Source organism: Kineococcus gypseus (genome assembly GCF_050871305.1).
Lineage (GTDB): Bacteria > Actinomycetota > Actinomycetes > Actinomycetales > Kineococcaceae > Kineococcus > Kineococcus gypseus.
On sequence record NZ_JBJLRD010000032.1, the window covers coordinates 1 to 17,946 of the forward strand.

18 protein-coding genes and 1 tRNA gene are annotated in these 17,946 nt (G+C 77.3%); 6 read left to right on the forward strand and 13 right to left on the reverse strand.

The annotated features are described in order from the left end of the window. Positions 1 to 1,491 (reverse strand): TPM domain-containing protein (locus ACRYMN_RS13075; protein WP_432495747.1); only part of this gene is annotated, 1,491 nt, incomplete at its 3' end. Positions 1,492 to 1,666: 175 nt separating this feature from the next. On the opposite strand from ACRYMN_RS13075, the gene ACRYMN_RS13080 reads away from it, so the two are divergent. Continuing rightward, entirely contained in the window at positions 1,667 to 3,211 is a 1,545-nt protein-coding gene (locus ACRYMN_RS13080; RefSeq protein WP_432495749.1) for a methyl-accepting chemotaxis protein, read from the forward strand. A gap of 121 nt (positions 3,212 to 3,332) precedes the next feature. Continuing rightward, positions 3,333 to 3,698, forward strand: coding sequence for a helix-turn-helix domain-containing protein (locus ACRYMN_RS13085; RefSeq protein ID WP_432495752.1), 366 nt, complete (start codon positions 3,333 to 3,335; stop codon positions 3,696 to 3,698). An 88-nt stretch (positions 3,699 to 3,786) separates the two neighbouring features. On the opposite strand, the gene ACRYMN_RS13090 is transcribed toward ACRYMN_RS13085, so the two are convergent. Then, positions 3,787 to 4,389, reverse strand: a complete 603-nt coding sequence (locus ACRYMN_RS13090; protein WP_432495754.1) for a ClpP family protease — start codon at positions 4,387 to 4,389, stop codon at positions 3,787 to 3,789. After that, positions 4,386 to 4,991: a ClpP family protease gene (locus tag ACRYMN_RS13095; RefSeq protein ID WP_432495757.1), complete on the reverse strand. Its 606-nt coding sequence runs from the start codon at positions 4,989 to 4,991 to the stop codon at positions 4,386 to 4,388. The genes ACRYMN_RS13090 and ACRYMN_RS13095 overlap by 4 nt, the downstream gene beginning before the upstream one ends. Positions 4,992 to 5,240: 249 nt before the next feature. Between ACRYMN_RS13095 and ACRYMN_RS13100 the strand changes: the two genes are divergently transcribed. Next, positions 5,241 to 7,211: a thioredoxin-like domain-containing protein gene (locus ACRYMN_RS13100; protein ID WP_432495759.1), complete on the forward strand. Its 1,971-nt coding sequence runs from the start codon at positions 5,241 to 5,243 to the stop codon at positions 7,209 to 7,211. Here ACRYMN_RS13100 and ACRYMN_RS13105 read toward each other — a convergent pair. Then, positions 7,183 to 7,428: a DUF2630 family protein gene (locus tag ACRYMN_RS13105; protein WP_432495762.1), complete on the reverse strand. Its 246-nt coding sequence runs from the start codon at positions 7,426 to 7,428 to the stop codon at positions 7,183 to 7,185. The two genes, ACRYMN_RS13100 and ACRYMN_RS13105, sit on opposite strands and share 29 nt — an antisense overlap. 196 nt (positions 7,429 to 7,624) lie before the next feature. Here ACRYMN_RS13105 and ACRYMN_RS13110 point away from each other — a divergent pair, with 196 nt between their 5' ends. Both ACRYMN_RS13110 and ACRYMN_RS13115 read left to right on the forward strand, forming a co-directional pair. Next, positions 7,625 to 8,641 (forward strand): SDR family oxidoreductase, encoded by a 1,017-nt coding sequence (locus ACRYMN_RS13110; protein WP_432495850.1) that lies wholly within the window; start codon positions 7,625 to 7,627, stop codon positions 8,639 to 8,641. A gap of 574 nt (positions 8,642 to 9,215) precedes the next feature. Further along, positions 9,216 to 9,443, forward strand: a complete 228-nt coding sequence (locus ACRYMN_RS13115) for a hypothetical protein (protein WP_432495764.1) — start codon at positions 9,216 to 9,218, stop codon at positions 9,441 to 9,443. Positions 9,444 to 9,461: 18 nt separating this feature from the next. On the opposite strand, the gene ACRYMN_RS13120 is transcribed toward ACRYMN_RS13115, so the two are convergent. The 5 genes from ACRYMN_RS13120 to dcd form a co-directional block, all read right to left on the reverse strand. Beyond that, positions 9,462 to 10,139 (reverse strand): potassium channel family protein, encoded by a 678-nt coding sequence (locus ACRYMN_RS13120; RefSeq protein ID WP_432495767.1) that lies wholly within the window; start codon positions 10,137 to 10,139, stop codon positions 9,462 to 9,464. After that, positions 10,132 to 11,496: a TrkH family potassium uptake protein gene (locus ACRYMN_RS13125; RefSeq protein WP_432495769.1), complete on the reverse strand. Its 1,365-nt coding sequence runs from the start codon at positions 11,494 to 11,496 to the stop codon at positions 10,132 to 10,134. The genes ACRYMN_RS13120 and ACRYMN_RS13125 overlap by 8 nt, the downstream gene beginning before the upstream one ends. Positions 11,497 to 11,595: 99 nt before the next feature. Next, positions 11,596 to 12,180 carry an ankyrin repeat domain-containing protein gene (locus tag ACRYMN_RS13130; protein ID WP_432495771.1) on the reverse strand — a complete coding sequence of 195 codons (585 nt, stop codon included), beginning with the start codon at positions 12,178 to 12,180 and terminating at the stop codon, positions 11,596 to 11,598. Between the two features lie 94 nt (positions 12,181 to 12,274). Then, positions 12,275 to 13,594, reverse strand: a complete 1,320-nt coding sequence (locus ACRYMN_RS13135; protein ID WP_432495773.1) for an EAL and HDOD domain-containing protein — start codon at positions 13,592 to 13,594, stop codon at positions 12,275 to 12,277. 104 nt (positions 13,595 to 13,698) lie between these two features. After that, positions 13,699 to 14,274 carry a dCTP deaminase gene (gene dcd / locus ACRYMN_RS13140; RefSeq protein ID WP_432495776.1) on the reverse strand — a complete coding sequence of 192 codons (576 nt, stop codon included), beginning with the start codon at positions 14,272 to 14,274 and terminating at the stop codon, positions 13,699 to 13,701. 113 nt (positions 14,275 to 14,387) lie between these two features. On the opposite strand from dcd, the gene ACRYMN_RS13145 reads away from it, so the two are divergent. Continuing rightward, positions 14,388 to 14,458 (forward strand) — tRNA-Gly (locus ACRYMN_RS13145). Between the two features lie 56 nt (positions 14,459 to 14,514). Here the strand turns inward: ACRYMN_RS13145 and ACRYMN_RS13150 are convergent. Genes ACRYMN_RS13150 through ACRYMN_RS13165 form a run of 4 tightly spaced genes read right to left on the reverse strand, consistent with a single transcriptional unit; the run spans position 14,515 to position 17,939 of the window. Beyond that, positions 14,515 to 14,931 (reverse strand): hypothetical protein, encoded by a 417-nt coding sequence (locus ACRYMN_RS13150; RefSeq protein WP_432495778.1) that lies wholly within the window; start codon positions 14,929 to 14,931, stop codon positions 14,515 to 14,517. Positions 14,932 to 14,934: 3 nt separating this feature from the next. Beyond that, entirely contained in the window at positions 14,935 to 15,564 is a 630-nt protein-coding gene (locus ACRYMN_RS13155) for a nucleotidyltransferase domain-containing protein (protein WP_432495780.1), read from the reverse strand. Positions 15,565 to 15,580: 16 nt separating this feature from the next. Next, complete coding sequence (locus ACRYMN_RS13160) at positions 15,581 to 16,180, reverse strand: flavoprotein (protein WP_432495782.1); 600 nt, start codon at positions 16,178 to 16,180, stop codon at positions 15,581 to 15,583. Between the two features lie 58 nt (positions 16,181 to 16,238). Then, complete coding sequence (locus tag ACRYMN_RS13165; RefSeq protein WP_432495784.1) at positions 16,239 to 17,939, reverse strand: putative bifunctional diguanylate cyclase/phosphodiesterase; 1,701 nt, start codon at positions 17,937 to 17,939, stop codon at positions 16,239 to 16,241. Positions 17,940 to 17,946 lie beyond the last annotated feature (7 nt).

The following is a 17,946-nucleotide window of genomic DNA, read 5'->3' on the forward strand; positions in this document are numbered from 1 at the left end:
CGCTTCAAGGCCCCGCTGGGCCACCACGACGGGGTGCCGCGCGCGGCGCGGGGCCGCGCCGGCCGGCGCCGCCGCGCCGCCCCCCCCGGCCCCCGCGGCGGCGGCCGCGCCGGCCAGCTCGGGCCCGGTGCCCCGGGGCACCGGCGCGTCCGCCGCCGCCCGCAGCCGCGCCAGCGCCACCGGCAGCTCCTGCACCGCCCGGCGCAGGTCGGTGCCGGTGCGCTCCACCGAGTCCAGCAGCTGCTCGGCCTGCGCGGGCGCGCCCTGCGCGGTGCGCACCGCGTCGGCCACCTCACCGGCGCGGGCCGGGTCGCCCAGCGCTGCGCGCGCGGCGGCCACCGAGCGCTGCGCCAGCTCCAGCCGCTCGCCCGCCTGCTCCGGCGCGTCCTGCACCGCCGCCAGCGCCTGCGCGCCGAACTCCGCGCGCAGCGCCTGAAGCCGCGCCCGCGCCGGCTCCACGCGCGCGCGCAGCGCGGGCAGGCGCTCCTCCACGCCGGCCAGCACCTCCGGTGCGCGGCGCACCAGGTCGCGCAGCGCGTCGACCTCGTCGGAGGCCGCGTCGAGGGTTTCGTCCACCCGGCGGCAGTCCGCCACGATCCCGGTGAGCACCTCGCGGCGGCGCTGCTCGCTCTCGGGCTCGGCGTCGTCGAGGGACTGCCGGGCGCTGAAGGCCGCCGTCAGCGCCTCCCGCGCCCGCTGCAGCACCTGCGCGAACGCGGCGGTGCGCTGCTCGCCGAACTCCGCGGCCGCGAAGCCGAGCTCCTCGGCGCTGGAGCGCACCGCGTCGTCGGCGCGCACCAGCAGCGCGTCCGCCAGCCGCTGCAGGTCCGCGGTGCTCGTGCCGGCGAACTCGCCCGCCGCCGGGCCCGCGGGCCCGCCCGCCGGGCCCCGCGCCGCGCCGGAGCGGCCGCGGCGCAGCGCCCACAGCACCCCGGCGCCGCCGCCGACGGCCACGAGCCCGCCCGCGGCGGCCACCCCCCACGGGAACCCGCCGCCCAGGGCGTCGCCGATCGCCCCGGCGCCGGTGACCACGGCGCCGGGCCAGTCGTCCCGGGCCAGCCGCTCCTCGGTCGCGCGCGCCACCTCGTCCAGGTCGGCGTCGCTCAGCCGGCTGGAGGCGTCGACGGAGTAGGCGTAGGCGCGCTCCTGCGTGGCCACCGCGAGCAGCACGTCGTCGACGCCCAGGCCGCTGAGCTGCGCCGTGGTGTCGGCCCACCGCTGCGGGTCGGCGCCGTCGAAGGAGTCGGTGAGCACCACCCACAGCTGCACGCCGTGCCCGGCGCGCAGCTCCCGCAGGGCCGCGTCCACGCGGGCCTGCCCGCCCAGGGCGCCGACGCGGTCGGTGACCTGGCCGGCCAGCCGGGACGGCGGTTCGGCGTGCGCCGGCGCGCCCGTCGCGGTGGCGGCGCCCAGCAGGCCCAGGCCCAGCAGGGCCGCGGCCAGCGGGCGGCGGGGGTCGCGCCGGCGGTGCGGTGCGCGGGGTCGGGGCACCGGCCCAGTCTGGCGCAGCGCCCCCGCCGGCGCCCGGGGCGCGGGGTCGGGGGCGGGCACCGGTGCGCGCCCGGTGCGCGGGGTCAAGGTGCGGGCGCGGCGTGCCGATGGTGGAGGGACGCACCCGCGCAGCGGCGCGCCCGACGGCGCCCGCTCGACATCCCCCGGAGGGGACGTGTTCGGACGCAGCAAGCACCAGCCCGCGCCGGCCGGCGACGACGCCGCGCCCCGCGACGTGGAGGCCCTCGAGGCGGTGCTGGCGGCCTTCGAGGGCGCCACCACCGAGGCGGAGGTGCACCGCGCGACCGTGCGCACCATCGTCGAGACCTTCGACCTGGACTACGGCGCCGTGTGGCGGCCGGGCCCGGACGGCAGGTTCACGGTCGCCGAGGAGTTCGGCCGCGGCACGGCCGCGCTGGCGCCCTCGCGCGGCGTGGCCGTCGGCCCCGGCGACGGCTGGGGCGGCAAGGCGATCGCCGAGCGCACCCACGTGCACGTCACCCCGGACTCGCGCGGCGTGGACTGCCGGCGCTGGAGCGACGCGCAGGCCGGCGGCGCCGTCGAGGGCGCGCTCTTCCCCTTCGTCGACGACGGGAAGGTCACCGCGCTGGTGGAGTACTACCACTCCGCCCCGCTGCCGTTCTTCGGCCAGCGCCGCGAGAAGTGGCTGGCCATCTCCCGCGTCATGACCAGCGCCCGCTCGTCCGTGCGCGCCCGCGCCGCGCTGGCCGAGACCCTGGCCGACCGCGAGGCCGTCACCACCGTCGTCACCGCCCTGAACGACGGGCGCACCCCCGAGCAGGCGCTGCGCATCGCCCTGGACACCGTGCGCCGGGCGTTCGGCTGGGCGTACGGCTCGTTCTGGGCGCTGGACGAGACCGACCGCACCCTGAAGTTCTCCGTGGAGTCCGGCACGGCCGGCGAGGAGTTCCGCCGCGTGACGCTGGCCGCCTCCTTCGCCGAGGGCGTCGGGCTGTCCGGGCGCGCCTGGCGCACCCGCGACCTGGTGTTCGTGCGCGACCTGGCCGAGGTCACCGACTGCGTGCGCCGCCCCGCGGCGCAGCGCGCCGGCGTCAAGTCCGGCGTGTGCTTCCCGATCCTGGTCGGCGGCCAGGTCGTGGGCACCATGGACTTCTTCGTCACCGAGTACGTGGAGCTGTCCGACTCGCGCCGCGAGGCGCTGCGCAACGTGGCCCAGCTGGTCTCCCAGCGCCTGGACGTCCTGCACCGCTCCGAGGCCGACGCGCGCAACTCCCGCGAGCTGCTCGACACCGTCTCGCGGCTGCGCGACGCGGTCCTGGACGCCGGGCGCGTGGGCGACTCCGCCGCCGGGCAGGCCTCGGCGCTGACCGGTGAGGTGCAGGCGCTGGTGCAGGCGTCCCAGGCCGTCGGCGAGGTCATCAAGATCATCTCCGGGATCGCGGACCAGACGAACCTGCTGGCGCTGAACGCCACCATCGAGGCCGCCCGCGCCGGCGAGCTGGGCCGCGGCTTCGCCGTCGTGGCCAGCGAGGTCAAGGACCTGGCCCGCGAGACCGCCGACGCCACGCAGCGCGTGGCGCAGCAGATCGCCGGGATCCAGGCCTCCAGCGAGCAGGTGAGCACCGGCATCGAGAGCACCGCGGCGATCGTCCGCGAGCTCGACGCGGTGCAGGCGCGCATCGGCGCGGTCCTGGACGAGCAGGTGCGCATGGCCACCGCCTTCGAGTCGCACGGCTGAGCCGCGGCCCGGGCGGCCCCGTCCGGGCGCCCTGGCAGGGCCGTCCGCCCACAGCGGACGGCCCCGCCGCGCCCGCGCCCGAGGCGCTAGCGTCAGCAGGACCCCGACGCTGGAGGTCGCCGTGAGCAGTGCCGCCCCGACACCGGTCCCGCTGCGCCCGCGCGTGCGCGCGCCGCTGCTGCGCGAGCTGGTCGGCTCGGTGCTGCGCGAGGAGCGCACCGCGCAGGGGCGCACCCTGGCCGACGTGGCGGCCGCCTCCGGGGTGTCCCTGCCGCACCTGTCGCAGGTCGAGCGCGGCGGCAAGGAACCGTCCTCGGAGGTCGTGGCCGCCATCTGCGCCGCCCTGCGGCTGCCGCTGGCCGAGCTGCTGCGCCGCGCCGCCGGCGAGCCGCTGGAGCTGACCTCCGCCCCCGCGGCCGGCGCCACCGCGCCCGCCCCCGTCGTCTCCTCCGCCCCGGCGACGGTGCACCTCTCGCTCGTCGCCTGACCCCCGCCGCCGTCGTCTCCGCCGCCGTCGCCGCCCCCGCGAGGGGGCGGCGGTCGGGGCGGGGGCGGCGGTCGGGTCGGGGGCGGGGTCAGGCGTGGGCGGGCAGGGCCGCCGGGGAGATGACCCGGTCGGCCACGCCGTAGCGCACCGCCTCCGCGGCGGGCAGCACCAGGTCGCGGTCGAGGTCCGCGCGCAGGCGCTCGACGGAGTGGCCGGTGTGCCGGGAGAGGACCTGCTCGATCTCCGAGCGCAGCCGCAGCACCTCGCGCGCCTGGATCTCCAGGTCCGCGGCCGTGCCGCGCCCGCCGCCGGAGGGCTGGTGCAGCAGCACCCGCGAGTGCTCCAGCACCGAGCGCTTGCCCGGCGCGCCGGCGGCCAGGAGCACCGCCGCGGCGGAGGCGGCCTGCCCCACGCAGAACGTGGCGACGTCCGGCTGCACGAACTGCATCGTGTCGTAAACCGCCATGAGCGCGGTGGCCGAGCCGCCGGGGGAGTTCACGTACACGCTCACGTCCGCGGCCGGGTCCTCCGAGGCCAGGTGCAGCAGCTGCGCGATGACGACGTTGGCGACCGCGTCGTCGATCTCCCCGCCGACGAACACGATGCGCTCGGACAGCAGCCGGCTGAAGACGTCCGAGGTGCGCTCCCCGCGCGGGGTGGTCTCGGTGACGTACGGGACGAGGGTGCTCACAGCCCCACCTTCCGCCCCGCGCCCAGGCGCACGTCGTCCACCCGCTGCACGACGCGGTCGACCATGCCGTACTCGCGCGCCTGCTCGGCGGTGAACCAGCGGTCGCGCTGGGAGTCGCGTTCGATCGTCGCCACGTCCTGCCCGGTGTGCTCGGCGATCAGGCGCTGCATGGTGGCCTTGGTGTGCGCGAGGTTCTCGGCCTGGATGGCGATGTCGGCCGCGGTGCCGCCGATCCCGCCGGAGGGCTGGTGCATCATCACCCGCGCGTGCGGCAGCGCGAACCGCTTGCCGGCCGTGCCCGCGCACAGCAGGAACTGCCCCATGCTCGCGGCCATGCCCATCACGAGGGTGGCCACGTCGTTGGGGATCAGTCGCATCGTGTCGTAGATGGCCAGCCCGGCGCTGATGGAACCGCCGGGGGAGTTCACGTACAGCGCGACGTCGCTGCGCGGGTCGTCGGCGGACAGCAGCAGCAGCTGCGCGCACACCCGGTTCGCCACCTCGTCGTCGACCTCCTGGCCGAGGACGACGATGCGCTGGAACAGCAGCCGTTGCGCGAGCTGGTCGTCGAACGCTCCCGTCGCGACGGGGGTGGTGGTCATCGCTCTCCTCCTGGGTGCCGGTGGCCGGGGGTCGCCCCCGTGCCACCACCCTCGGCCCGCCGCCCGGCCGGCGGGAGGGGTTTCTCCCCGGGGGACATCTCCCGCGGGGAGAAACCCCACGGGGAGGAACCCCACGGGGAGGAACCCCACGGGGAGGAACCCCGCGGGGCCCTGCCGCGGTGCGGGGTGCGGGGTGCGGGGTGCGGGGTGCGGGGTGCGGGGTGCGCGCGCGGCGACCACACTGGGCCGGTGCCCGCGCCCGTCCCGCCGCGCCGCGCCCGCGTGCGCGCCCCCCGGCTGTCCGGCCGGCGCTGGCTGGGCACCGGCGGGGGCGCTCCCGACCTGCGCGGGCGCGTGGTGCTGCTGGACTTCTTCACGGGCTCCTGCGTGAACTGCGTGCACGTGCTGCCCGAGCTGCGCGCGCTGGGCGAGCGGTTCGGCGGGGAGCTGGCCGTGGTGGGGGTGCACTCGCCGAAGTTCCCGCACGAGGCGGCGCCGGGTGCGGTGGAGACCGCCGTCGCCCGCCTGGGCCTGGACCACCCCGTCCTCGACGACGCGGAGCTGCGCACCTGGTCGGCGTTCGCGGTGCGCGCCTGGCCCACCCTCGTCGTCCTCACCCCCGACGGGTACGTCGCGGCGACGTTCTCCGGCGAGGGGCACGGCGAGGAGGTCGCCGGCGTCGTCGCGGACCTGCTGCGCGAGCGCGACGCCGCCGGGCCGAGCGGCGTGCCCGCCGCGGCGCCCGCCCCCGCCCCCGGCCCGGCCGCGGTCCCCGAACCCGCGCCCGGGGTGCTCCGCTTCCCCTCGCGCGCGCTGGCCCTGCCCGGCGGCACGGTGCTGGTGGCCGACAGCGGCCACGCGCGCCTGGTCGAGCTGGCCGCCGACCTCGCCACCCCGCTGCGCGCGCTGGGCGGGTTCACCGAGCCGCAGGGCCTGGCGCTGCTGCCGCCGGGGGTGGCCGCGGAGGTGGGCTACGACGTCGTCGTCGCCGACCGCGGCGCGCACGCCCTGCGCGGGGTGCGCCTGGCCGACGGGCACGTGCGCACCGTGGCCGGCACCGGGCGCCAGCTGCGCCGGCGCTCCGGCGGCGGCCCGGCGCTGCAGCAGGAGCTGTCCTCGCCGTGGGACGTGGCGTGGTTCGACGGGCAGGTGCTCGTGGCGATGGCCGGCAGCCACCAGCTGTGGGCGTTCGAGCCGGCCGCCGACCCCGCGCGCGCCGTGGTGCGCGTCGTGGCCGGCACCACCGCCGAGGGGCTGCGCGACGGGCCGGCGGAGTCGGCGTGGCTGGCGCAGCCCTCGGGCCTGGCCGTGCAGCGCACCGGCACCGGCGAGGTGGCGTGGTTCGTCGACGCCGAGACGTCCGCGCTGCGGGCGCTGTGCCGCACCGGGCCGGTGGACCGCGCGGTGCCGATGGTGCGCGACGAGCGGATGGCCAACGTGGAGCCCGTCGCCCGCCCCGGGCACGCGGTCACCACCGCGGTGGGGACGGGCCTGTTCGACTTCGGCCTGCGCGACGGCCCCGGTGCGCAGGGCCCGCCGGAGCGGCGCGCGCTGCTGCAGCACCCCCTGGGGGTGGCGGTGGCCCCGGACGGCTCGGTGCTGGTGGCCGACACCTACAACGGGGCGCTGCGCCGCCTGGACCCGTCCACCGGGCTGGTCTCCACCCTCGCCGAGGGCCTGGCCGAGCCCGCCGACGTGCTCGTGCTGCCGGGCGCGGGGCCGGACGGGCCCGCGCTCGTCGTGGTCGAGTCCGCCGCGCACCGCCTGGTGCGCCTGCCGCTGCCGCGGGTGCTGCGCGAGCCCGGCGCCGTGCAGCGGGCGGAGGTGGCGCTGCCGCCGGGGCGGGTGCGCCTGGAGGTGTCGGTGCGCCCGCCGGACGGCCAGGAGCTCGACGCCTCGGGCGGCCCGGCGGCCGTGCTGGACGTGGCCGCCGCGCCGGCGTCCCTGCTGCGCACCGGTGCCGGGGCGGCGCCGGGCCTGCTCCGCGAGCTGGAGCTGGACGGCGCACCGGGCGGCGGGGGGGTGCTGCACCTGGAGGTGCGCGTGGCCACCTGCGACGCGGACGGCGGGCCGGGCGCGGCCTGCCACCTGCACCGGCGCGCGCTGCGGGTGCCGGTGCGCACCGACCCGGCCGCCGCCGCGCTGCTGCGCCTGGACGTCGACCTCGGCGCGGCCGGCGCGGCCGGCGGGCCTACTGCCGGTAGCTCTCCACCTCGCTGACGGGGCGCTCCTGGGCCTGCTCGGGGTCCTGGCCCGCCTCGCGCCGCGCCTGGCGCTGGCGCAGCAGGTCCCACAGCCGGTCCAGCTCCTGCTCGGCGCTCTGCAGCTCCGCGTGCTCCTCCTGGGCGGACAGCTCCCCCGCGGCGAGCGCCGCGCGCAGGGCGTGCTCGCGCTCGACGAGGGAGGTGATGCGCTGGTGGATGTCGTGCTCGTCCATGCGGGCATCCTCGCCGCGCACCGTCCCGCGCGCACCCCGCGGGCCGGCGGGCGCGGGCCGGTGGGGGCGCACCGGTGGGGCCGACCGGCGCGCGGGTCCGGGCGCGGTGGGCCAGGGTGGGGGGACCCGGCGCGGGGCCACCGCGCCCGCTGCGCGAGGAGGACCGGTGGGCACCGAGGGCACGACGGACGAGGCGCTGCGCTCGCTGGGGGCCGCCCCGTCGCAGCGCGGGGTGGCGGTCGTCACCGGCGGCTCGGCCGGGCTGGGCCGGGCGGTCGTGCGCGAGCTGGCCGGGCGCGGCTGGGACGTGGCGGTCCTGGCGCGCGGTCGCGACGGGCTGGCCGGGGCCGTGGCCGACGTCGCCGCCGCCGGCCGGCGCGGCCTGGGCGTGGTGTGCGACGTGGGCGACCACCGCGCCGTCGAGGCGGCCGCCGACCGCGTCGAGGCCGAGCTGGGCCCGGTCGAGGTGTGGGTCAACAACGCCATGGCCAGCGTCTTCGCGCCGTTCTGGGACGTCGACCCCGACGACTACGCCCGCGCCACGGCCACCACCTACTTCGGCTACGTCAACGGCACCCGCGCCGCGCTGGCGCGCATGCGCCCGCGCGACCGCGGCCGCGTCGTGCAGGTCGGCTCCGCGCTGGCGCACCGCGGCATCCCGCTGCAGTCGGCGTACTGCGGCGCCAAGCACGCGATCCGCGGGTTCACCGAGAGCGTGGTCACCGAGCTGCTGCACGAGGGCAGCTCCGTGACGGTCTCGCAGGTGCACATGCCGGGGATGAACACCACGCAGTTCGGGTGGGTGCGCTCGACGCTGCCCATGCACCCGCAGCCGGTGGCGCCGATCTACCAGCCGGAGCTGTGCGCGCGCGTCGTCGGCCACGTCGTGGACCACCCGCGGCGCACCACGTGGGTGGGGGAGTCCACCGCGGGCACCATCCTCGGCAACCGCCTCGTGGCGCCGCTGCTGGACCGGTACCTGGCCCGCACGGGCGTGGACGGCCAGCAGAGCGACGCGCCGCGCGAGGCGATGGTCGGCGACTACCTCGACGCGCCGGTGCCCGGCGACCACGGCGCGCACGGGCCCTTCGACGAGCGCTCGCTGGCGCGCAGCCCGCAGGTGTGGGCGCTGCTGCACCGGCGCGCCCTGGGCCGCGCGGCCGCCGGCGCCGCCGTCCTCAGCGCGGCCCTGCTGGTGCGCTCGCGGCGCTGAGGCGCGCCCCCGCACCGGCGGCGCCCGCCGCGCCCGTCCCGTTCGCGGCGGTCTGGCGGCGCACGTGGTGGCGCCGGCACAGCACCTCGTGGGCGACGGTGCCCACCGGCCCGACGTCCAGGGTGCCCTCGGGGTGGGCGAGGTCGCCGACGACGCGGGCGAGCTGCTCGACCTGCTCGGGGGGCAGAACTGCGCCTCGTCGCCGACCACCTGGTCCACGGGCCGCTCGGCGTGCCGGCGCGAGACCTCCCGCCACAGGTCGGTGTCCTCGGCCACCTCCAGCGCGGGGCGCGCCAGGCCGATCCGGCTGGAGGTGACGGCCTCGCCGGCGCGGTCGAAGCGGGTGAACAGCAGCCCGCACCGGCCCTGCACCCGGTGGTCGTGGTCGACCTGCAGGGCGAGGGTAGACTTCCCGCAGTCCATCGTCCCGGAGGAGAGCACCAGCTCTGCCACGGGCGACCGTCCTGCCGCACCGGCGCGGGCGCGCGCCGCGCCCGGGAGCGCCGACGGGGGCGCCGACGGGCGCGGTGACGAGGAGGTGGCAGGCGCGCGCGCAGCGTGGTGAGGTGGGGCGGTGAGCGCAGAGGACACCGACCCCGCCGGGCACCGCCGCCGCGGCCCGGACCGCCGACGCCTCGTGGACCTCACCCGCGCCGAGCGCGGTGAGCCCGAGCGGCGCCGCTTCGTCGGTGTCGACCGGCGCGGCCCGGACGAGGACGTGCCCGTGCCGGAGCTGGAGGCCGACCAGGACGTACCCCCGCGCCCGGAGGAGGACGTCGCCGACGCCGGCGAGGACCGCTGAGCCGGCGGGCCCGCCGGCTCACGCCAGCGCGCTGAAGGCCTCCACGTCGCGGATCTGCCCCGAGACGATGATGACGTCGTTCGCGGAGAGCACCGTGTCGGCGGTGGCGTAGGTGAAGCCCTCGCCGGGGCGGTGGTGCGCCACCACCGTGACGCGGTAGGTGCTGCGCAGCTTCGCCCCGGCCAGCGTCTGGCCCACCAGCGGCGCCGGCGCCGTCGTCTTGGCCATGGCGAAGCCGTCCTCGAACTCGATGTAGTCCAGCATCCGCCCGCGCACCAGGTGCGCGACCCGCATGCCCATCTCGTGCTCGGGGCGGATCACCTTGTGCGCGCCGAGCTGGGTGAGGATGCGCGCGTGGGACTCGCTGATCGCCTTGGCCCACACGTTGCGGATGCCGAACTGCAGCAGCGTGGAGACGGTGAGGATGCTCGCCTCGAGGTTCGTGCCGATGCCGACGACGGCCCGGTCGAACTCGTGCACCGACAGCTGGCGCAGCGCCTCCTCGCGGGTGGAGTCGGCCACCACCGCGTGCGTGAGGTGCCCGGCCATCTCGTCGACGAGCTTGGGGTCGTTGTCGATGCCCAGCACGTCGACCTGGCCGTCCTCCATGAGCTCCAGCGCCAGGGAGCGCCCGAAGCGCCCCAGGCCGATGACCACCACCGACCGCGGGCGCGAGAGCGCGGACCTCCTAGCCAATGATCGGCCTCCCTTCGGGGTACTCGTACAAGCGGCCGCGCTCGCGCAGCGCGAGCGCGGCGCCCAGCGTGATGGGACCCAGCCGGCCCAGGAACATCAGCACCGCCAGGATCACCTGGCAGGAGTCCGGCAGCTGCACCAGCAGCCCGCAGGACAGCCCCACGGTGGCGAAGGAGGAGACCACCTCGAAGAGCACCTGGTCCACCGGCGCCCGGGTCAGCTCCACGATGACCAGCGTGGCCAGCACCACGACCGACAGCGAGACCAGCGCCACCACCAGCGCCTGCCGGTACACGCGGTCCGGGACGGTGCGGGCGAAGACCGTGACGCTGCGCTCGCCGCGGAACTCGGCGAAGACGACCACCAGCAGCAGCGCGAACGTCGTCACCTTGATGCCGCCGGCGGTGCTCGCCGAGCCGCCGCCGATGAACATCAGCACGTCCATGACGAGCCACGAGCCGCCGTTCATCTGCGTGATGTCCACGGTGTTGAAGCCGGAGCTGCGGGTGGCGGTGGTCTGGAACAGCCCGGCCAGCGGGCGCGCCCACCACTCCAGCGCCCCCAGCGTGGCCGGGTTGCGCCACTCGTTGAGGGTGAGGAACACCCACCCGAACACCAGCAGCACCGCCGTGGTGACCACCGTCAGCTTCGTGTGCAGCGACCACTGCCGCGGCCGGCGGAACTGCCGGCGCAGCTCCAGCAGCACCGGGAAGCCCAGCCCGCCCAGGGTGGCGGCCACCATCACGGGCACGCACATCCACGGGTCGGAGGCGAAGTCGGTCATGCTGTCCGAGCGCAGGGCGAAACCGGCGTTGTTGAAGGAGGACACCGCCAGGAAGCCGCCCTCCCACAGCGCCTCGCCCGGGGAGGCGCCGTAGCGGGTGAGCAGGCGCGAGGTCAGCGCGACCGCCGTGACCAGCTCCACCAGCAGCGAGACCCGCACGACGCCCAGGAGCACCGCGCGCACGTCGCCCAGCTCCAGCCCGCGCGACTCCGTGGCCGTCAGCATCCGCGAGCGCAGCCCCAGCCGCCGGGAGGCGAACACCCCCAGCAGCGAGGCCGACGTCATGATCCCGAAGCCGCCGACCTGGGCGAGCACGAGGATGACCACCAGCCCGAACGCCGACCAGTGCTCGCGGGTGTCGACCACGACGTGGCCGGTCACGCACAGCGCGCTGACGGCGGTGAAGAGGGCGTCGACGAACTCGGCGGCGCCGGGGCCGCGGCGCGAGACCGGCAGCCACAGCAGGGCGGTGCCCAGCGCCACGACGGCCGCGAACGCGACCGCCACGGCCTGCGCGGGGTGCAGCAGCAGCTTCCGGCGGCTGCCGGGGACCGCACCGGTCGGGTCCACCACCTGCGCAGCCTCCCGCGGTACGGGGCCTGGGTGCGGCCCGGTGGCTGCCAGGCTAGGGCAGCGCCCGCCGCGGCACGCGCCCCCCGCACCCGGGCGGGCTCACGGTGCGCCGGGCCCGCCCGCCCCGCCGGGCCCGCCCGCCCCGCCGGGCCCGCCCAGCCCGCCGGCCTCCCCGCCGACCTCCCCGCCGACCTCCCCGCCGACCTCCCCGCCGACCTCCTCGCCGGCCGGCCCGACCTCGTCGGCGGGCACCTCCAGCAGCTCGGTGACCTCCGCGCGCCCGAAGAAGCGCGCCACCTCCAGCGCGCACGGCGAGCCGAGGTAGGGGTCGGCGTCGGCGGTCACCAGCGCCGCGACCAGGTCCCGGCGACCGGCGTACACGGCCGCCACCAGGGGGGTGCGCCCGCGGGCGTCGACCTTGTCCGGGTGGGCGCCGCGCTCCAGCAGCGCGCGCAGCGTGGCGGCGTGGCCGTGGTGGGCGGCCAGCATGAGCAGGCAGTCGCCGTCGGAGTCGGTGGCGTCCACCGGCACGCCCGCGTCGAGGTAACCGCACAGCTCACGGGTGCGGCCGAGGCGCGCGGCCTCGAAGACGCGGTGCGCCAGCTGCAGGGCGCGCTCCTCGCCGGCGTCGCGGGGCCCCTCGGGCTCGGCCCAGCCGCCGTCGCTCCCCTCGCGCCCCGACACGGCGTCAGGGTAGGACCGGCGGGCGGGCGACGCACCCCCTCGCGCGCCGGTCCGCCCGGGCCGCCCGGGCCGCCCGGGCCGCCCGGGCGGGGGCTCAGCCCTCCTCGCGGACCGCGTCCACGGTGCGCACGGCCGTGCTCAGCCCGGCCAGCCAGGCGCGCGAGACCTCGTACGGGGTGCACCCGGCGTCGGCGGCCAGCGGCTCGTCCGCCTCGTGCGCCAGCACCGCGCGCAGCGCCCGCCCGGCCGGGCCGCGGTGCTGCAGCAGCGCCGCGCGCACCGACGGGCCCACCCCGGTGGTCTCCACCAGCTCGCCCTCGCCCATGCCCAGGACGGTGCACACCCCCGACAGCAGGCCCACGGTGTACGCCACGTCCGACTCCTCCGCCGCCAGGCGCGCGCACGCCCCGGCGCGCGCCAGCACCGTCGTCAGCGTCTCGGTGTCCACGCTCGTCACGCCGCCCAGCAACATGAGGACCACCCACGAGCACAGCTGGCGCCGGCCCAGCAGCACGATCGCCTGCCTCAGCGAGGTGATCTCCTGCTGGGTGCCGTAGGCGGCCGAGGAGACCGTGCGCAGCACCCGCAGGCTCAGCCCGGGGTCGGAGGAGACGAGCCGCTCGATCTCCCCGATGGGGGTGTCGTTGCTGGTCAGCGCCCGCACCAGGCGCAGGCACACCAGCTGCGAGGGCGTCAGGCTCAGCGACTCCAGCACCACCGGCCGCTGCAGGCCGTAGCCCTGGAAGAGGTCGCAGCCGGCCGCCGCGCAGCGCGCGATCGCCGCGTCGTCCTCGACGCGCTCGACGACCACCAGCGCCTCGGGGTTGACCGAGCGCACCAGCGCCAGGACCCGCTCGAAGCGCTCGCCGGTGGCCGCCAGGTCGATCTTGACGAAGTCGGCGCGCTCCACCGCCGGCAGGCGGGCCTCCTCGCCGTCGAAGTCGTCCACCGCCACCCGGTAGCCGCGCGCGCGCAGCCGGTCCAGGCCCGCGAGGACCTCCTCGTCGACCTCGACGTCCTCCAGCAGCTCCAGCACCACCTGGTGCGGCGCGCACGGCACCGGCAGCTCACCGGTGAAGAAGCCGCGGGTGAGGTTGAGGAACAGCGGCTTGTCCCCGGCGATCTGCTCCACGCCGAAGTCGCCGAAGGTGGCGCTGATGACCTGCGAGGTCGCGTGGTCCTGCTCGGCGGCGCCGGCGCCCTCCAGCCCCGAGCCGGTGCCGCCGTGGGCGCGGAAGAGCAGCTCGTGGGCCACCAGCGCGCGCTGGGCGTCGTAGATGCCCTGCCGGCCCACCCGCACGGTGGCCAGGCCCGCCGCGGCGCCCGGGTCCGCGCCCGGGTCCGCGCAGGGGTCGGTGCGGGGTCGCGGCGCCGTCACGGGGCGCCGCCCCGTCCCGGTCGGCGAGCTGCTCACCCGATCTCCTACGGCTGCCCGGGCCGCCACCTGTAGCGCGGGGCGCGCGGCGCTGGGCCGAACGGGTGCGCGCCGGCCCCCGCGGCCGCGCCGGCGCCGGCTCCTCAGACGCGGGTGCGGTGGAAGCCGGCCGCCGAGCGGCTGGGCGTGGGCCCGCGCTGGTGCTGGTAGCGCGAGCCGGAGGCGCTGGAGCCGTAGGGGTTCTCCGCGGGGGAGGACAGCCGGAAGAAGCACAGCTGCCCGATCTTCATGCCCGGCCACAGCGTGATCGGCAGCGTCGCCACGTTGGACAGCTCCAGCGTCACGTGCCCGGAGAAGCCCGCGTCGATGAAGCCGGCCGTGGAGTGCGTCAGCAGCCCCAGCCGGCCCAGGCTGGACTTGCCCTCCAGGCGTGCGGAGACGTCGTCGGGCAGCGTGACGACCTCGTACGTGGAGGCCAGCACGAACTCGCCCGGGTGCAGGATGAACGCCTCGTCCGGCGCCACCTCCACCAGCCGCGTCAGCTCCGGCTGCTCCTGGGCGGGGTCGATCACCGAGTACTTGTGGTTGTCGAAGAGCCGGAAGAAGCGGTCGATGCGCACGTCCACGCTGGAGGGCTGCACCATCGACGGCTCGTACGGGTCGAGCACCACGCGCCCGGCGTCCAGCTCGCGGCGGATGTCGCGGTCGGAGAGCAGCACGGCGCCCACGCTACCGCCCGGCCCGGCGCCGCCCGGGCGCTCGCGGGCGCAGGGGCTGGACCACCGCGCGGCGTCCGTTACAGTGGTGTCGTCCCGGCAGCCCCCCGGGGCGTGCGGGTGTAGTTCAATGGTAGAACTTCAGCTTCCCAAGCTGATAGCGCGGGTTCGATTCCCGTCACCCGCTCCCAGCGCGAGGCCCCGGTCCGGTGGACCGGGGCCTTCGTCGTCCTCCGGCCCCGCTCACAGCCCGTGCTGGTCGAGGGCTCGGACCAGCGCCTCCGCCCGGGACACCGATGCTCTCGCCACGGCGTCGGTGCAGTACCCGCCGTACTGCAGGGCCGTCTTGTCGGCCAGCAACCGCTGCAGCTTCGCCACCAGCTCGTCGGCCCCCTGAACCCGTCTGAGCAGGGCGGTCGCGGTCCGGTGGTCCTGCTCCCCGGAGCACTCGCCGAGCGTGCTGCCGCAGACGGCGTCCGCTGCGGCGATGGCAGCCAGGACGGCGTTCGACGCGGCCACCTGCGCCATCTCCGAAGGTCCGGGTTCCGCGTTCGCCACCTCCAGGCGCTCGCGCGCGACGGCGAGGTGCTCACGCGCGGTGGCAGCCCGCTGGAGGCAGTCGGTGCGGCTCATGGACCAGGTGCGCAGGGGCTTGGGCACGGGTCAGCGCCTCCGGAGGGCGGGGAGCAGGTCGGGGCCGTGGACGGTCCGGGCCTCCGCGTGCCAGGACCTCACCAGCCCGTCGTCGCGCGCCACCATCTCGTCGCGCTGGCCGGTGCTGAGCAGCAGGACGTTGACCGCGTTGCCCGTGAACGAGGCGATGTCCTCGGTCAAGCGGCGGCTCAGCTCCTCGCCCAGCGCGGGGGGCGCGTCGTCCGGCACGACGAGCACCAGGTCGACGTCGCTGTCCTCGCGCGCCGTCCCCCGTGCCGTGGAGCCGAAGACCGCGCACGTCACCCCACCGGTCCCCGCCGTCCCGGTGACCCGGCGAGCGATCTCGGCGTCGAGGCTGGCGCTGAAGCCGTCGGCGAAGTCGACGGCGGACTGGATCGCCGGCCAGGCGGCGTGCGCCCGGTTGGCGCGGTACTCGTACTGCCGCCCGACCTGGTCCTGCAGCACGGTGCCCACCTCGGTGAGCCTGCGCAGCGCGACGCGCACCCCGGGGACGCTCCCGCGGGAGACCAGCCGGGCGACGGTCGACGCCGTCAGGGGGTGGGAGGTGCCGGCCAGGACGCGTAGCACCTGCCCCTCGAGGCTGGGGATGACGGCGCTCATCGGATCGCTCAGGTCCACCAGAACACCTGCATTGTCAAAAAGTATCAGATCGCACATTTTTTGAGAGGTGATCGGGGCGCCCTGCGGTCCACTCGCCGAGTGCCACCGCCTCGACCTCGCGCAGCACCGCGTCCCAGGCGACGTCCCCGTCCGGCTCGCCCTCCACCACGCGCACCCCTGCCGAGCGCAGCGCCGCCAGGTGCCCGGGCCACGCCGGGTGCCCGAGGTGCCCGGCGCGCACGCGCGGGTGCACCACCACCGGCACCGCCCGCGCGCCGATCGCCTCGCACACGGGGGTGACGGCCTGGTTGTCGGCGATGCCCAGCGCCAGCTTGGCCACCGTGCCCGCCGTGGCCGGCGCCACCACCCAGCAGTGGGGGTCCGGGTGCGGGCGCGGCTCGCGCGGCAGGCGCGGGGTGCTGCGCAGCGGGTAGCCGGTGGCCGCGGCGATGCGCCGGTCCTCGCCCAGGTCGGCCAGCCACGCCGCCGCGGCGGGCGTGGCGGTCACCACGACGCTCCAGCCCGCCGCGAGCAAGGGCTCGACCAGGCGCTCGCGCACGTCCTCCACCCCGCCGGCGGCGGAGCACGCCAGGCCCAGCACGCGGGCGGGGGCGGGGGAGGCGGGGAGCTGCACGCCCAGCACCGTAGGCCCGGGCGGGTGCCACGACCCCGACCACCCGCGCGGGCCGCGCCTACCCGGGGCGCACCCGCCGGCGCAGCCCCTGGCGGAACCGGGCGGCCGGGACGGGACGGCCCAGGTGGAAGCCCTGCGCCTCGTCCACGCCGAGCGTGCGCAGGGCGTCCAGCTGCGCCTGGTCCTCGACGCCCTCGCCGACGACCCGCAGGCCGAGCGCGTGCCCGAGGTCGACGACGGAGCCCACGATCGCGGAGTTGTCGCGCGAGCCGCCCAGGTCCGCCAGGAAGGCGCGGTCCAGCTTCAGGGAGGTGACGGGCAGCCGCTGCAGCCACGCCAGCGAGGAGTAGCCGCTGCCGAAGTCGTCGAGCGCGAGGCGCACGCCGAGGGCGCGCAGCTCCTCCAGGGTCCGCACGGCACCGGCGAGGTCGGTCAGCACCTGCCCCTCGGTGATCTCCAGCTCCAGCCGGTGCGCGGGCAGGCCGCTGCCGCGCAGGGCGGCGCGCACCTGCTCGACGAGGCCGCGGGAGGCGATCTGGCGGGCCGCGAGGTTGACCTGCACGACCGCGGTGCTGCCCAGCTCCGGCCAGCGGACGGCCTCCGCGCACGCCTCGCGCAGCACCCAGGCGCCCACGTCGACGATGGCGCTGCTCTCCTCCAGGACGTCCAGGAAGGCGACCGGCAGCAGCAGGCCGTCCGTGGGGTGCTGCCAGCGCAGCAGCGCCTCCGCGCCGCTGACGAGCCCCGAGGCGAGGTCGACCTTCGGCTGGTGGTGCAGCGTGAACTCGCCGCGCTCCAGGGCCACCGCCAGGCCCGCCTCGGTGCGGTAGCGGTGCAGGGCCTGCTCGCGCATGGCGTCGGTGAACGAGCGCGACTGCCGCCGCCCGTCCTGCTTGGCGGCGAACAGGGCGGCGTCGGCCTCGCTCAGCGCGCGGTCGACGGCCACCGGCTCGGTGACGGTGGTGACCCCGACCGACACCCCGACGTGGACGTCACCGCCGGCGGTGCGGCAGCGCTCCGGCACGGCCAGGCGCAGGCGCTCGGCCAGGTCCAGCCCGGTCGAACCCGGCTCCAGGTCCTCGCACAGGACGACGAACTCGTCGCCGCCGATGCGGGCGATCGTGTCCGCCGGGCGCAGCGCGGCGCGCAGGGCCGAGCCGACGTGCTGCAAGAGCTGGTCGCCCACCCCGTGCCCGAAGGTGTCGTTGATGAGCTTGAAGCGGTCGACGTCGCAGTACAGCACCGCCAGCGTCGAGGGGTGCCGCCCCAGCCGGGCCAGCGCCCGCTCCAGGCGGTCGAGCAGGAGGCGGCGGTTGGCCAGCCCGGTGAGCGGGTCGTGCAGCGCCTGCACGTGCAGCAGGTCCTGCGCCCGCCGCAGCGCGGTGACGTCGCGGAACTGCTGCACGACGCGCTCGGTGCCCACGGCCCGCAGGTAGGTGGAGTACGTGCGGCCGGCGATGGCCGGGTCGGCGCCGGCGTGGGCCGCCTCGTACTCGAAGCTCAGCTCCCCGCCGTCCCGCAGCAGCCGCACCATTGGCTCGAACAGTGAGGTGTCCTCCTCCGACCAGGTCTCGAGCATGCGCCGGCCCGCCAGGGGCCGGCCCGCGTTGCGCTCGGCGGTGGCGTTCGCCAGCTCGTAGCGGAAGTCCACGACCCGCCCGTCGCCGTCGCGCAGCGCCACCAGGACCACCAGCGCGTCCTCCGGGTGGTGCAGGAGGGCTCCGGCCAGCGCGCGGACGGCGTCGGGGGGCACCACCACGGCTCGA